The 15,331-nt window shown below is 41.3% G+C and carries 12 protein-coding genes and 1 other RNA gene; 12 read left to right on the top strand and 1 reads right to left on the bottom strand.

The features are described from left to right. Positions 1-229 precede the first annotated feature (229 nt). From CWC29_RS10040 to CWC29_RS10010, 7 genes are all read left to right on the top strand, one after another. Entirely contained in the window at positions 230-1,108 is an 879-nt protein-coding gene (locus tag CWC29_RS10040) for a DUF3014 domain-containing protein (protein ID WP_138523451.1), read from the top strand. A 146-nt stretch (positions 1,109-1,254) separates the two neighbouring features. Further along, an RNA gene (ffs, locus tag CWC29_RS10035) (signal recognition particle sRNA small type) lies at positions 1,255-1,351 on the top strand. A gap of 131 nt (positions 1,352-1,482) precedes the next feature. Next, positions 1,483-2,112, top strand: a complete 630-nt coding sequence (locus tag CWC29_RS10030; RefSeq protein WP_138523453.1) for a TnsA endonuclease N-terminal domain-containing protein — start codon at positions 1,483-1,485, stop codon at positions 2,110-2,112. After that, positions 2,102-3,943, top strand: a complete 1,842-nt coding sequence (locus CWC29_RS10025; protein WP_138523455.1) for a Mu transposase C-terminal domain-containing protein — start codon at positions 2,102-2,104, stop codon at positions 3,941-3,943. Before CWC29_RS10030 ends, CWC29_RS10025 begins: the two co-directional genes overlap by 11 nt. Before the next feature lie 2 nt (positions 3,944-3,945). Then, positions 3,946-4,959, top strand: coding sequence for a TniB family NTP-binding protein (locus tag CWC29_RS10020; protein ID WP_138523456.1), 1,014 nt, complete (start codon positions 3,946-3,948; stop codon positions 4,957-4,959). A 177-nt stretch (positions 4,960-5,136) separates the two neighbouring features. Next, positions 5,137-6,783: a hypothetical protein gene (locus CWC29_RS10015; protein WP_138523458.1), complete on the top strand. Its 1,647-nt coding sequence runs from the start codon at positions 5,137-5,139 to the stop codon at positions 6,781-6,783. Positions 6,784-6,925: 142 nt separating this feature from the next. Beyond that, positions 6,926-7,240, top strand: coding sequence for a helix-turn-helix domain-containing protein (locus CWC29_RS10010; protein ID WP_138523460.1), 315 nt, complete (start codon positions 6,926-6,928; stop codon positions 7,238-7,240). An 8-nt stretch (positions 7,241-7,248) separates the two neighbouring features. Here CWC29_RS10010 and CWC29_RS10005 read toward each other — a convergent pair whose 3' ends face one another. Continuing rightward, positions 7,249-7,935, bottom strand: a complete 687-nt coding sequence (locus CWC29_RS10005) for a DNA-methyltransferase (protein ID WP_138523462.1) — start codon at positions 7,933-7,935, stop codon at positions 7,249-7,251. 455 nt (positions 7,936-8,390) lie between these two features. Here CWC29_RS10005 and CWC29_RS10000 point away from each other — a divergent pair, with 455 nt between their 5' ends. The 5 genes from CWC29_RS10000 to CWC29_RS09980 all read left to right on the top strand — a co-directional run bounded on the left by CWC29_RS10000 (position 8,391) and on the right by CWC29_RS09980 (position 15,321). After that, positions 8,391-9,569 (top strand): TniQ family protein, encoded by a 1,179-nt coding sequence (locus tag CWC29_RS10000; RefSeq protein WP_138523464.1) that lies wholly within the window; start codon positions 8,391-8,393, stop codon positions 9,567-9,569. A 3-nt stretch (positions 9,570-9,572) separates the two neighbouring features. Next, the gene (locus tag CWC29_RS09995) at positions 9,573-11,624 is read left to right on the top strand and encodes a type I-F CRISPR-associated protein Csy2 (protein WP_138523466.1); all 2,052 of its coding nucleotides are present in this window, start codon (positions 9,573-9,575) and stop codon (positions 11,622-11,624) included. Continuing rightward, entirely contained in the window at positions 11,624-12,646 is a 1,023-nt protein-coding gene (csy3, locus tag CWC29_RS09990; protein ID WP_138523468.1) for a type I-F CRISPR-associated protein Csy3, read from the top strand. The genes CWC29_RS09995 and csy3 overlap by 1 nt, the downstream gene beginning before the upstream one ends. Next, positions 12,643-13,236 carry a type I-F CRISPR-associated endoribonuclease Cas6/Csy4 gene (gene cas6f / locus CWC29_RS09985; RefSeq protein ID WP_138523470.1) on the top strand — a complete coding sequence of 198 codons (594 nt, stop codon included), beginning with the start codon at positions 12,643-12,645 and terminating at the stop codon, positions 13,234-13,236. Before csy3 ends, cas6f begins: the two co-directional genes overlap by 4 nt. 501 nt (positions 13,237-13,737) lie before the next feature. Next, positions 13,738-15,321, top strand: coding sequence for a TIR domain-containing anti-phage reverse transcriptase (locus CWC29_RS09980; RefSeq protein ID WP_138523472.1), 1,584 nt, complete (start codon positions 13,738-13,740; stop codon positions 15,319-15,321). Positions 15,322-15,331 lie beyond the last annotated feature (10 nt).

Below are 15,331 nucleotides of genomic sequence, written 5' to 3'. Positions count from 1 at the left end.
GGCGCGATTTTGTATTTAATAAAGTGGCAATTTAGCTTAACTTCAATGTACTGAACTTAAGTTCGGTGCTCAAGTATTTTTATTAAGATCAAATGTTTGAACAAGGTGTAGCCAGAGTCTGCACCACAACGCATTTTTTTAGGGTTTCAGCGCGCATTAAGTTATTAGTCAAGTATTTGGTGATAGTTTTACAATAACGCGTATCAACAATGACGAAGAGGGAGTCCCCATGTCAGAGAATCATCAAGAAGGTAATAAAAGACCTTCTAACAGCCAGTTGTTATTTGCCGCGGTAGTTGTACTAGCGTTGATTATTGTGGCTGTATTTGTGCTAGCACAAAAAGACACCTCATCGACGGAAAACCAAAAGGTAAAGCAAGATATTGTTGTGCCTGAACAATCAGAAACGCCACTGGTCAATACCGCAAGAGAAACACCACCTGAGCAAGTGGTTGAGCCTGAAGTAACCTTGCCACCGCAACGAGAGCAAATCGAGCCAGAGCAAGTAGAACCGGTTGAACCTGAAGTAACACTACCGCCGCTTTCACAAAGTGATACAGAAATTAAAGAAGCGGTATCGAATTATCTTTCTAATCAAGCGGTAAAATTGCTGGCAGACGATGACGTGATTCGCCGCACGGTAGTTTATGTAGATAACCTATCAAAGGGTAAAGTGGCAGAAAACCACTCACCAGTGGTGAAGCCGCAAGATGACTTTAGCGTAATTGATGACGACATTATTATTACCGATCCTAACAGCTACGAGCGTTACACACCTTATGTCGCTATGTTCGACACCATGAGTACCGCGCAAGTGGTTAGATTATACGCCCAATACAAACCTTTATTTGAAGAAGCATACGAAGAAATAGGCTACGAAGGAGATGCATTCAACGGCACGTTAACTGACGCAATCGACGAGTTGTTGGCAACACCCATTCCAGACACCGCATTGCCTTTGGTAAAAGACTCAGTTACCTATAAATATGCTTATGCAGAATGGGAGCAACTTTCTCCGGCGCAAAAACAGTTTTTAAGAATGGGTCCTGAAAACATGAAAAAAGTGAAAAAGCGCCTAGAAGAAATTAAAATTGCGTTGAACAAATAAGCACACAGCCTCATAAAATCTACAAAAGCTTGGCAAACTGTTTAAACATCACTCAGTTAGCCAAGCTTTTTGACTTTTCCCTTGCATCCCCCTGCAATCTTCGAGATAATTCTTCCCGCGCCAAACAAGGCCCTCAATGGTAGTCTTATTGGTCCTCTCGCAACAATAGTACGTGAATCTGGTCAGGTCGGGAACGAAGCAGCCACAGCGTATGACTTGTGTGCCGGGATGTGGCTGGTAAGACTGCCACCCAAACCTCCATACTTGTTGTTTGAAGTATAAGTCTGCAAATTTGTAGTAAAACCCTGCATAAAAATTGAAATATAATCCTGCATAGCCTACTTTTAAATCGTCTCACATATTCGGTGATGGTTATGATCAGGCGTAAACTCAAACATTCCAGAGTCAAAAATCTATATAAGTTTGCAAGTCAAAAGAACAAAGCCACTTGCTTAGTTGAATCATCCTTAGAGTTCGATGCGTGCTTTCACTTTGAATACTCTCGCGAAATTAAAACCTTTGAAGCACAACCATTAGGGTTTGAGTATGAGTTTGACGATAGAACTTGCCGCTACACGCCTGATTTTTTGATAACGCACCATAAAAAGCCGCAAAAATATATAGAAATTAAGCCTTACAGTAAAGTCGCAAACCCTGAATTTAGAGCACGCTTTGTGCAAAAACAGTTGGTTGCCAAAGAACAAATAGGCATTGAACTGATATTAGTCACTGATAAACAAATTCGTGTTTACCCAACCTTAGATAATTTAAAGTTGCTTCATCGTTACTCTGGCTTTCAGTCTTTAACCGATCTTCAGCTTTCCATTATTCAGTTACTTAATCAGTGGCGAAAACTAACCATTCAAGATTTGGTAATGACCCTAAAAGCCTCTATCGGTGAGGTGCTTGCCTCGGTATATCGTTTATTGTCTTTAGGTAGTGTTAATTCAGACTTAAACACAGAACTTACTTTAGAGTCGGTGATTTGGGCTGATGGAGTTTGAAGACGAGTTTAACTTTGAGGAAGCACCGCAAAAGCTAGCTGAAACCGCTAAAGCGGAAGAGCCTAACCCTCAACCTCGTGATTTAGAGTCACTGCCCAAGGAAGTGCAAGATGCTACGCTTGCACGACTTAAATACATCAAGTGGCTAAAACAGCGCTTAGTAGGTGGTTGGACACAGAAAAACTTAGCACCACTACTGGCTGAAATGCCTGAATTCCTAGGGCAAGAAAAACCAAAGTGGCGCACGGTTGCTGGGTGGCACGCTGACTATATTAAAGCCGAAGAAGACATTCATGCTTTGATCCCAAAGCATCATCGCAAGGGCAACCGCCAAGCCCGCACCGACACAGACAAATTCTTTGAGCTAGCTCTAACTCGTTATTTAACCAGAGAAATGCCGTCCGTTGCGTCAGCATATCAATACTATTGCGACCAAATCGTTTTAGAGAATGAAAAAGTGTTAGGTGAGCCACTAAAACCACTTACCTATAAAGCGTTTAAAAACCGCATTGATAACTTGCCCCAGTATGAGGTGATGCTTGCACGTTATGGTAAACGCTTAGCCGACATTGAATACAACAAAGTGATGAGCCATAAAAGGCCCACTAGAGCACTTGAGCGTGTTGAAATAGACCATACACCACTGGACCTCATTCTATTGGACGATGGACTTGATGTGCCATTGGGAAGACCAACCTTAACCTTGCTCCTTGATGTTTATAGCCACTGCGTTGTTGGCTTTTACCTTGGTTTTCAGAGTCCTGGTTACGATGCTGTGCGCAGAGCGATAAGTCATGCGATGAAGCCTAAGAGCTATCTTAAAAGTACCTATCCAGAGATCGTAAATGAATGGACGTGTTGTGGAAAGATAGAAACTTTAGTGGTTGATAATGGTGCCGAATTTTGGTGTCAGTCATTAGAGCTTGCTTGTGAAGAGGTTGGGATAAATATTAGCTATAACCCGGTTGGCAAACCTTGGCTTAAGCCCTTCGTTGAGCAGTTTTTTAAAACCATTAACGAAATGATGCTTTCGCCATTTCCCGGTAAAACATTCTCAAACATGCTCGCGAGGCATGATTATAACCCGAAAAAAGATGCCATATTGCGTTTTGGCACCTTCACTATGTTGTTTCATAAGTGGATTGTTGATGTTTATCATCAATCAGCTGATGCGAGGTTTCGATACATCCCCCATGAAGACTGGAACAAAGGGTTTGCTGCACTGCCTCCTGCACAGTTAACGGAACAAGATACAGACAAGCTGGATGTTGTTATGTGCATGGCGAAAGAGAAAACATTGCGCAAAAGAGGCATTAAGAATCTACATATTAACTACGACAGTGACGAACTCTCTTTATACCGTAAGCGATACAGCCCCAAAAAGAGCATAAAGGTTAAGGTTAAAATAAACCCAGATGATCTGTCGTATGTATACGTCTACCTAGATGCGTTAGAGCACTATATAAAAGTGCCAAGCATTGATTCAGAGGGCTATACAATGGGTTTGTCTCTGATCAGGCATAAAATCCATCTTAAGTTTCACAGAGACTATATTCAGGGCAAAGTAGATCTATTGGGGCTTGCCAAGGCGCGGCAATTTATTGATGAGCGAGTGAAAGAAGAAGCCCGGCAGCTTAAAAACGTAGGGTCAAAAACCAAAGTCACTGGCACCAAAGCAATTGCTAGAGCGCAGGGCGTAGATAATACTCAAGTCAAATCTATTGCTAAAACGCCTGAAACAAAGCAAGTCGAGCCAACCGCCGCTGACACTAAGCCTAAAAAAGACGATGATAACTGGGATGACTTTGTCTCAGATCTTGAGGCATTTTAGTTATGCTTACCGAGGCTAAAAAGGCAAAACTCAATCAATTCAAAGCGGTGTTTATTGAATATACCGTACCAAAGACCATCATAAATGATTTCGACAAACTGCGTTTGCATCACGACCTTGCAGGTGAAAAGCCATGCATGATGTTAAGTGGTGATACTGGGTGTGGTAAATCGGCATTGATTAAACATTATTACGATAACAATCCACCGCACTTTGCGGATGGTCGGCGAAAAGTACCTGTATTGCTGAGCCGAATACCGAGTAACCCATCAATTGAATCCACCTTAAAGCAGTTGCTACACGACCTTGGACAGTTTGGTGCTAAATCTAGCAAGCGAGTTAGAAATGGTAATGAGATAGCGCTGGCTGAAAGTTTAGTTGAGCAATTAAAGCGCTCTGGTACAGAGTTAATTATTATTGATGAGTTTCAAGAGCTTGTTGAAAACAATCTCGGTAAAAAGCGCCGAGACATTGCGAATCAGTTTAAATACATCAATGAAAAAGCGGGGATCTCCATCGTATTAGTCGGTATGCCTTGGATAGATCAAATAGCCGATGAGCCCCAGTGGTCATCACGTATTTTTATTCGCCGCTTTATTCCTTACTTTAAAATATCAGAGAAAAAAGAGCTTCAACTTTTTATTCGTGTGCTTAAAGGGTTTGCAAATCGACTACCATTTTCAGACAAGCCTCGTTTTGAGGATTTGGATATCGCATTATCACTTTTTGCCATTTCAAATGGCTGCCTTAGAAAGCTGAAAAACTTCTTAGACTCAGCACTTACTGAAGCGCTAATAAGCGATGCTGTAACCCTCGACAAGCAATGTTTAAGTTCTGCGTTTAAGGCTTGGCGGCCTGAGCTCGACAATGTATTTGAGATGAATGTTAATGAAATTGAGGGATGTGAGGTGGAACAGTACTCCACTTTTAAACCCGACGGGCCTCAAGATGAAGACCCATTTATAGATACCCAGTTTTGTAAACAAGTACCACTGGTGCAGTTGTTGAAGAAGTGAACGTAGTATTGTTCTTTAATTACTTATATGTAGTTTCTACCGAGTAGTTTTTGGTAGGAAAATTTACACTAAGAGTTAGGATTATTATTGTTAGGTGATAATTTGTATATGTAGAATTTGCATTCTAATGAGCAAATATTTTTTGGAATTTAGTCTTATAAGATACAGGTGTATCGAATGAATCAGGTTAGTAGTTTTCAAAGTATGAGCTTGCTGAAGATCAACCAAGCTAATATTTATTATAACTGTGCCATTGGCTTTAATTACCTTACGCTAGACTTAGTTAAAGTAGCTAAAAGTCTATTAAATTCAGGTATATCTAGGTCAGTCTTTTTTTCAGATTACAATTGTCTATATACTAATTCTGAAGGGACATTGGAATACGAGAAAATACAGCTAGAAGGCCGTCACTGGGATAGTACATGGAAAGCGAAATTTAGTGAGAAAGTACCGAAAAGTATTGTTACGGATTTAATGATAGCTTGTCAGATCTCGTTTCATGAAAGTAAGTTACAAAAGTATAATTCACTTTATTTGCGAGCGAGCCTCCCTCCAGTAGTTCTTGAATTTGATGATCATATACTTCCTCTGCATTCATCAGTTAAAATTTTTTCGGATGGTATCGCTATTCTGAGTTTTCAACTTGATTGTACATGGGACCAAATAGAAGAGAATGAATTTATAAATGACTACGTTAATATTTTCAAGCGTTACTGTAAGTCAATATGGGTTTCTTCTGAGTTACAACGGCTTGATGCTCAAGAAGTGTTGAAAAGTGCATATGAAAATGATTTTTCTGTTGCTGGTCAGTCAGTTAGAGGGTTTAAAGTATGGAAATTGAAAAAAAAGCTTAAAGCCAAGAGCTTAGCAAAGCTGAATAAGTCATTGGATACTCAAGGTGAAGAGTTTTCTATAGGTGGTGATGATTGGTCATTACATAAAGTCGCTTGTACAGAAGATAGTGACAAATGGGAGTCAACCTTTGAGTTATGTCAGTCAATGTATATTAATAGCCTCCAAAGCTTGCTAGTAAAAGCTGGTAACAAAGTTCGGAACAACTATTATGGTTATATTTGGAATGGCCGACCATCGATTACTCTATTGAGGTTTGACGGACAGCCAGCGACAAAAGAAGAGTTAACTGATACTTTCTCTCGCTCTTTATCCAAAATTCTTATGAGAACAAGTACCGATGTTTTTCAGCACGAGTTACCTCCCGATTTAAGAGTCTTTGACGATTATTGCTTCCATGCTAACAGAGCATTATTACTGTGGACTTGGCTTAAGCCTAAAAAGAGTAGTGAAAATGTTTGGGATGAATCTGACACAGCATCCAAAATATTTGAAAACCAAGCAAGAACAGAGATTATCGAGCATCTTAATATGGAAGCTTCTAGAGCATGTTCTTGGGCGCAATCACCTATCAATAGTAATTATTTGTTATCTGCTTACGAGATATTAGCCAGCTTTGATACATCAATTCATTACAGTAGTATATCGGGAGAAGTTAATGATTCGCACACCTATCTGATGGAAGCCTTTGGAACCAAGTCATTAATCGAGCCTAGTAAAGAGGCCGCTAAGTTCCGCCTTGATGAGCTCAAATATAAATCTGATATGGCACGAAATAGCAATGATAGGTGGCTCGCTTTGACGTTTGGTCTAGTAGGTGCTGCGAGTCTTGCCGATTTTGTTCTACATCCGATAGTTAAAAACTATTGGCCTTTATTAAACGCGATTGAAAGTCCAATTGTATCCATTTTTTTAGCATTTGTGATTCTACTAACTATTTCCATTGTGGTTTGGGGTTTTAATAGAAGGTAAGGTATTGATGATACTTATATTTGGCAAGCAGATAATTACATGGTCATGTTGTTTTTTAACACCCAACTAAGTATTCCTTAGTACCAAAGTGGGCGCTATACTAAGAGAATCTTAGCTATTAAAGTTAGTAGCTAAGGTACTCATGGAATCACCAACGCCCTTACGCCTTAAAGAAGCCCGCAAAGTAGCTGGTTACACGCAACAGCAGTTAGGCATTGCTTTAGGCATGGAGCCCAACACGGCCAGCGCAAGAATGAACCAGTACGAAAAAGGCAAACATGCACCAGACTTTACAACTATGAAGCGTATTGCAGATGAGTTGGGCGTGCCTGTGGCTTATTTTTATTGTGAAGAAGATGATTTGGCTGAATTGATTTGTGAGTTAGGTAAGCTCAATTCAGACTCTCGTAAAGCGCTCTTAGAGCACATTAGATTAAATAGAAATGAGGAACGCTAATCGCCAGATTATTTGCGTTCCTTTCTATCCAGCAGATAGGCATGAGCGTCATCAGAAATATCGCACCCTACACTGTTTCTATTGAGATTATTTGCTGCAATTAAGGATGCGCCAGAGCCAAAGAAAGGATCAGCAACAAGTTGGCCTTCAACACTGCTTTGTGAAACCAATACTTCAAATAAAGAAACGGGTTTTTCGGTAGGGTAACCTTTAAAAACCCTTTTATGACAAAGTATGTCAGGGATGCTTAAGTCATTTAACTTTCGTTTTCCTTTTTCGAAAAAAAGGATGTATTCGTGACGGGCTCTATAGTGATACCCCATACCAATGGATACCTTATCCCAGATGATTGGTTTCCAAAATTTAAAGCCGACTTTTTCAGCTATTGGCTTGATAACAAACATAGTTTCTTGATCACAAAACAAATAAAAATGAGAGTTTTTCTTAAGCACGCGGTATATTTCGACAAGTAACTCTTCAAAGCGTGAATTAGGAAATATCGCAAACCAAGAATTGCTGGATGCTTTGCTATGTTTGAGCCTTGTAGTTGTTCCAACTTTGCGGTGTTTTTCTAGCGACTCATAGGGTGGGTCAGTGATAATTAAATCGACACTTTCGTTTGAAAGTGTCGATAACCATTTCACTGAGTCGTTTTGATAAACTTTTAGTGATGATTTCAATTGAACGATCCGCATGTTCGCCCATTTGTGAATGCGATTGATGCTTTACCTTTAGCTAGGTGTCGACAATCGATACAGTAGCTTTGATCGCCATCCGGATTACGAGCTGTTTTTCTCGCCGGAGTTTTTCCGAAGTTATTTGGGTAAGGGTGGTATACGTGTTCAGAACCATTAGCATCTGAGCAATGCGGACATGATTTAAATTTTTGACCATTTTGGTCGTTTACGTGGATCATTCCACTATTTAGTTTCTTTCCACAACAATTGCAGGCCATCTAGACCTCCTTATTTTGATCTATGAGTTTTCACTAGTTTCAACCGCTTTCAATACATCCTTAGAGATAGCTAAGTTATAGCTATATTACTACTATGTAAATAATTTGGAGGTGATCTAAGTCAATAATGGTCTTTTGACAACTGGTTTTCTTTCAGCTAAACCTAAACTAAGTTTTCCTTAGTTTGGGTTTTAAATGCAATTCCTTTCTCAAACAACTCCTTACCCAGATGAAACCATTGAAAGCTACTTGCTTCGCCTGTCACAAGACAATGGCTATCTTGGTTTTGCTGATATGGCCGATATTTTGTGGGATTGGCTGGTTACGCAAGACCATGAGCTTGAAGGGGCTTTTCCAAACGAGTTGCAATCGGTTGATGTGTATAAGGCATCGCAATCAAGTAATTTTCGGGTTCGGGCGCTGCGGTTGGTTGCGCAGTTAGCTGGGGTTGAGGCGTCTGTGTTGCTTAACCTGTGCTGGCTTCGTAGTAATACACAGTTTGGTGCTATCATGGCGGTTTCTCGTGGTGGGTTATTGGTGCCTCGTCAGTTGCTTCGTAAGTCTGGGATTCCTGTTTGCATCGAATGTTTAAGGCAAGATGCGCACATACCTTACCTTTGGCATTTAAGAGCCTATAAAGCCTGCCATAAGCATAATCAGCAGTTAACTAGAATATGTGAGCAATGTAATTCTGAAATTGATTACAGAGCGTCTGAGGCGTTTTTAGAGTGTGAGTGTGGTGCTGCGATCAAGCAAGGCCCAAACGCAAACCAAGCGGATTTTAAATTGGCAAATGCCCTTGCAGGTAACGCTGTTGCAAAGCTCGTTGGGCTTATGGCTTGGTTTAGTCATTGGCGAGCTATCAGCTATGATGACCATGAGTTCAGCGAGCTGTTTGTAAGCTACTTTTCTAACTGGCCCAGTGGCTTTGCGGATGAACTAAGTAACATCGCTGAACTTGCGAAAGTAAAGCAGCTTAGGCCGTTTAACCACACACCATTTAATGAAGTATTCGGTAGTTTGCTTAAAGACAGCAAATTAGCCTGCGCTGGCTCGCAAGGCTACAACACGGTGCAGTTGGCCATCATTGCATTTTTAACCAAGCTTGTTGAGCAAAACCCTAAGAAAAAACACCCAAACTTAGGTGATCTACTACTCTCTATGCTCGATGCCGCAGTAATTCTTGGCACAAGTACCGAACAAGTGTTTAGGTTATACGAAGAGGGCTTTTTAGCTGCTGCTCAGCCACCTAAAAAGAATACGTTTTTAAAGCCGAGCGATAGCGTGTTTTACCTCAGACAGGTCATTGAACTACAACAGTCTTTTGCACCGAACATGCCTAATAACCAACAACAATTTGTACCACCATGGTGATCAATGGAACTGCACACACTACTACAAAATACGCCAAGTAAAGAGCTTACCCAAACGCTACGAGCCGCATTTGCACCATACTCTGAACATGTTGATATTACAGGGAGTGAACCTCAAGCATTGGTGATTTTAATTAACCTCACCTACAAGCGAAAAGACATCAAAGATTTAACTAGTGTGAGTAGTGCCAAAGCTGCGCTACGCGATGAGCAACACCTTAAAACCTGTATTGATGAAGTAAAGTGGTATCACACCCATAATTTAAAATACCCCGATATTCGAGTTAGCCACCAAAGGCTAATGGCGCAAGTGGTTGATGATGGGCTTAGGGTAGTCAGTAGTAGCAGTTATCCAAGGCAATTTGGCTGGTCGCACGACAGCGCTAAAATTAATCATGCTAAGTTGTTTTTAACTGGCTTTGTTTGGCGTGGTGAATATATGTGTTTGGCGCAGCTGCTTGCAAAGCAAGAGGGTTTTTGGGTAGCACAGTTTAAAGATCTAGGGTTGCTAAAAAGAGATGTGATTGCAGTGTGTGAGCAAATAGCCGCGCAGCTCCCTCATGAAGAGCTGCCCGAGCAAATTAGTAATTACACCCTTCAGTTACTCATTCCAATTGAACATGACTACCTGAGTGTATCGCCCGTTGTAAGTCATGCCGTTTTAGCTGCGCTGCAAATGGCAACGCGCAGCGGTTTGCTTAAACGCGGGATCATTGAACACAATCGACCTGCAAATGTGGGAGAGCTGCCAAGCGCATTGGGGGGTAGAGTGAACGTGCTTAAATACTTTGCCAAAACTTACTGTGTGACAACCGTTAACGACTACTACAGCCAAGGCGAGCAACGGCTTTTTAATGTGGCGGCATTAAATAGTAAAACAGTAAGTGAGGCTTTGCTGGTGCTATCAAAGTCTAAGCCGTTTAATACGCTGAGGCAAAAGCGCTTGGCACGTATTGCTGCAACAAAGGCGTTAAGAACAGCGCTTCACGGATGGTTAGAAAAGCTTATCAAACTAGCGCAAAGTGGAGCGATAAATGACTCTGGTCCAGAGCCAGTAAAGCTTTTAGCTACGCAAGAATACAAGCAGTTAGAGCTTGTTTTAAGCCAAGAGTTAAACAGGCAAATGAATGGGCTTAAATACTTAAAGAGTTACGCTTATCACCCAGAACTAATGCCTATCTTAAAAGCGCAACTTAGTTATGTGCTATCGCATCAAAATAACCAAGAGGACGAGCTTGAGGCGGAGCATATTCAGTACGTGCATTGTCAGAATTTGCGAGTCTACAACGCCGAGGCAATGCCGAATGCTTACTTAATGGGTATGCCGTCAATCACCGCGCTTGAAGGTTTGGGGCATCAATTTCAACGCAAGCTGCAAAAGCTGTTAGGCAGTGGCGTACATGTGATTGGTGTGGCCGTGTATGTTCGCTCGTACCAATTGCACAACAACAAGCAGTTGCCAGAGCCCAACAAACTCAAAAAAGACGGTCAAAAGCGTGTGCCGCTTCGTTCAGCAATTATGCAAATACCTAAGTGCGATATATGTTTTGACTTGGTGTTTAGGGTGCAAACCAACAATCAAGCTGTTGCCAACGACTTGTCTGAAAACCTGCTGAAAGCGGCATTTCCATCGCGCTATGCGGGTGGCACGCTCCATCCGCCATCGTTATATGATCAAGTTGATTGGTGCCAAGTCTATGCAAAACCACTGGCATTGTTTGAGCGCATCCGCTCGTTACCTAAAGGTGGTTCGTGGCTTTATCCAACCTCGATCGAGGTAAGCAGTTTTGAGGAACTGGCTGAGCAGTTAACGCTGCGACCTACTATGCGGCCAGCTGCACTGGGTTACTTAGCTCTTGAAGAACCAAAACCAAGGCAAGGCTCAATCACCCAGTTACATTGCTATGTTGAGCCTGTTATTGGGTTGCTTGAATGTGTAGATGCGGTCACGGTTCGGCTATCTGGCGTTCGGCATTTTTTTAATCATGGGTTTTGGGCCATGCATTGCAAAAAAGCATCTATGCTTATGAAAAAAGCCAAGTTTGAGTACGACTAATGAAACTCCCGCGCCAGCTATCATATACCCGCTCGCTCTCCCCAGGTAAGGCGGTGTTTTTTTATAAAACGACTGAAAGCGATTTTGAACCACTACAAATTGAACGGCAAAAGATCCGAGGTCAAAAGTCAGGCTTCGCCGAAGCCTATAAAAATGAAGTCACACCCAAAGAACTTGCTCCGCAAGACTTAGCCTTTGGTAATCCGCACACCATAGAGCTTTGTTATGTGCCGCCCACCGTGCAACAACTCTATTGCCGGTTTTCACTCAGAGTAGAAGCAAACAGCCTAGAACCTAACGTATGTGGTGAGCCAAAAGTAAGTTACTGGCTAACGCGGTTTATGAGCACCTATAAGCAACACGGTGGCTTTGGGGAGTTGGCAAAGCGCTATGCCAAAAATACCCTCATGTGCGAGTGGCTATGGCGAAACAAAACATCACCCAATGTAGATTTAGAGATAATTGGCGAAGGGTTTGAACCTATCAGCATTAGCAAAGCCAACCGTTTACGCTGGGATGGCAAATGGCGCGAGGCTGAAGATGCACTGCATACACTCACAGAAGTGATCCAAACAGGGCTAGAAGACCCATATAGTTTTTGCTTTTTAGAAGTAACCGCCAAGCTCGACACCTACTTTGGGCAAGAGATTTACCCAAGCCAATCATTCGCAGAAAACGATGACGTAGCAAGAACTTACGCTTATACCCAAGTAGCGGGTAAAGACGCAGCCTGTTTTCACTCTCAAAAGGTAGGGGCTGCCATTCAAATGATTGATGACTGGTACGATGAAGGCGCAAACAAGCGGTTAAGAATTCACGAATACGGAGCAGACTACAAAAACGTGATAGCCAGACGCGCACCAAGCAACCGTTTAGACTTTTATTCACTACTACAAAAAGTCGCGCTATACGTAAAAGAAATGGAGCAAAACGGGCTAAAAAACCAAGAGCAAGCCAGCCATATTCACTACATAGCAGCAGTTTTAATCAAAGGCGGGTTATTCCAAAGGACCAAAGAATGAGCCGAGCATATTTCACCATTACTTACCTACCAACAAATTGTGATGTAACCCTATTAGCAGGCCGCTGCATTGGCATTTTGCATGGTTTTATGAACAAACGAAGCTGCAACCACATTGGCGTAAGCTTTCCCAAATGGACCGACAAACACTTAGGCAATCAGATAGCTTTTGTAAGTGAAGATAGAGCCGCACTTAAAAAACTAAGTCAGCAAAACTACTTTGAAATGATGGCCCACGACAAACTATTTGAAATATCTGCCATAAAGCTAGTACCTGCTGATGCCACTGAAATTTGCATTATCCGCGATCAAAGCTTAGGTAAGTTATGTATAGGTGAAAAACGCCGTCGAATGGAACGCGCAAAACGCAGAGCCGAAGCCAGAGGTGAAGAATACATACCACAGTACGTACCGGACGATAAAGAAATTAGCGCATTTCATAAAATCCCCATCGCCAGCAAGAGCAATCAAAACGACTTTGTACTGCATCTAAGGTTAGAGCCAACAGACTCAATACAAAACACTTTTAACAGCTACGGCTTTGCAACAAACAAAGAGCACAAAGGCAGTGTTCCACTATTAGCCTTTTAAATATCGATCGCTTTTGGAGCGCTGTATATCAAAGAGTTACGAGCTGTCGGTAAAACAAAGGTTATTTGTTAAAAGTTAGGGTAATCATATGGAATTTATAAAGTTTTAGACTAACTTTAATAGTGACCTGCCGCATAGGCAGCTGGAAATTGGTATCGATGTAAATCTGTGTGCATGAAAATGTGACCTGCCGCATAGGCAGCTGAAATTAGGCCTGGAAGTAAACAACCACATCGTATGACATACACCTGCCGAAAAGGCAGAGGCCAATTCAAAAGCCCCAAAATTTACTGGGGCTTTTTGGTTCACACAAATAAAAATATGTGTATGATTATCGTTGGCTTCAACCCAAAATGTCTGAAGTTGTTACTGCTTTGGACTTGGAAATCAGGGTAGCATACGCTCGATGTAAGAGGGGCGCTTTACTCCAATAATATTGGATGTGTCGCAAGCCTGCGCAAAGTGATTGGGTTGAAGCCACTATGACAGGGAAATGATTAAATGAATCAGGCTAACTTTGTTTTTAGAGATTTTGAACCCAAAAAGTTCTCCTATAGTGGGAACCAATATTGGGTAAACCCTAGTTTGAGTCATGAATTGGCTGGAGATATTGACAATGCAATTCAGCAATTTATTGGCCTTAAAACAAGCGCTGACTTAGCTAGTATATTAGAAGTCCCTGTCGGTCAGTTGTTGCATATATTATATGCGCAGAATAATCAATACACTTCCTTTGAAGTAAAGAAAAAATCGGGTAAAAGCCGGCTGATTGAAAGCCCTCGAAATTCAATTCGGATATTACAAAATAAAGTTCGTCCACTGATTGAGGCACACTATAGAGTTAAGAAGCCAGTACATGGTTTTGTTGGGGGTGGCAAAGGCATTGTTTCAAATGCTGAACAGCATAAAAAAAAGAACTATCTTCTCAATATTGATTTACAGGATTTTTTTCACTCAGTTAATTTTGGGCGTGTACAAGGAATTTTTAGAAATACTCCTTTCAATATGGGAAAATCGGCAGCTACAGTATTAGCCCAATTGTGCACATATAATCAAAGGCTACCACAAGGTGCAAGCACCTCTCCCGTTTTATCGAATTTAGCAGCAGCAAGTCTGGATAAAAAGCTTGTAAAAATAGCTAAGAGGCACCATTTAACCTACACCCGATATGCTGATGATATAACTTTTTCAAGTAATAAGCCCTTTTCTACAATGCTAGTTGATAGGGAGATTCTTGAGGATGGAACCTATAAATATCGAGCAGGAAAGTTAATCGATCAAGCAGTAGAAGACTCGGGCTTTAAAATCAACCATAGTAAAACAAGAGTCCAGCACAAATCTCAAAGACAAGAAGTGACAGGTTTAGTTGTAAACGATGGTGTGAATGTAAATCGAAAGTTTATACGTAAGACCCGAGCGATGATAAATGAATGGCGCAAAGATATTCTTGCTGCTGAGATTAGATTTATCAAAGAAAGATATCACGCGGATGAGGCTGAAATAGATGTATCAAAGTTAGATGGGTCTATTTTGAAACGCGCTGTTTATGGGCATCTTAGTTTTATTCGAATGGTCAAAGGCGAAGAGCATTCCCCTTACTTGACACTTTGCAAGCAAGTTCTTGAGTTAGATGGCAACCCTCCCGATTTTGTTAAAAAGCTAAAAGGAATATTTAATATGTACGATGTTTTTATTTGCCACGCAAGTGAAGATAAGGAAGCTGTTGCAACACCTCTTTATGAATCTTTAACCAAGCTTGGAATAAATACTTTCATTGATAGCGAAGCAATAAAGTGGGGTGATTCGCTGGTTTCAAAAATAAACACAGCGCTTAAGAAGTCAAAGTATGTTGTTGCCGTGATTTCGGAAGAGTCGATAAACAAATCATGGCCAATGAAAGAAATCAATGCAGTATTGTCTCTGGAGATAGGAGAAGAAAATACCAAGTTGTTACCATTGATGGTTGGTGATGGTGATGCATTACTGAAACAGCTACCGTTATTAGGTGATAAGTTGTTTGAAAGTTTCAATAATAATGCAGAGGAAATTGCACGAAAGTTAGCTGAACGCCTACAAAAAAGCTAACTGTTTAACC

Source organism: Pseudoalteromonas galatheae, assembly GCF_005886105.2.
Lineage (GTDB): Bacteria > Pseudomonadota > Gammaproteobacteria > Enterobacterales > Alteromonadaceae > Pseudoalteromonas > Pseudoalteromonas galatheae.
The sequence above is the reverse complement of the archived record's forward strand: the minus strand, read 5'-3'. Positions and strand labels throughout refer to the sequence as shown.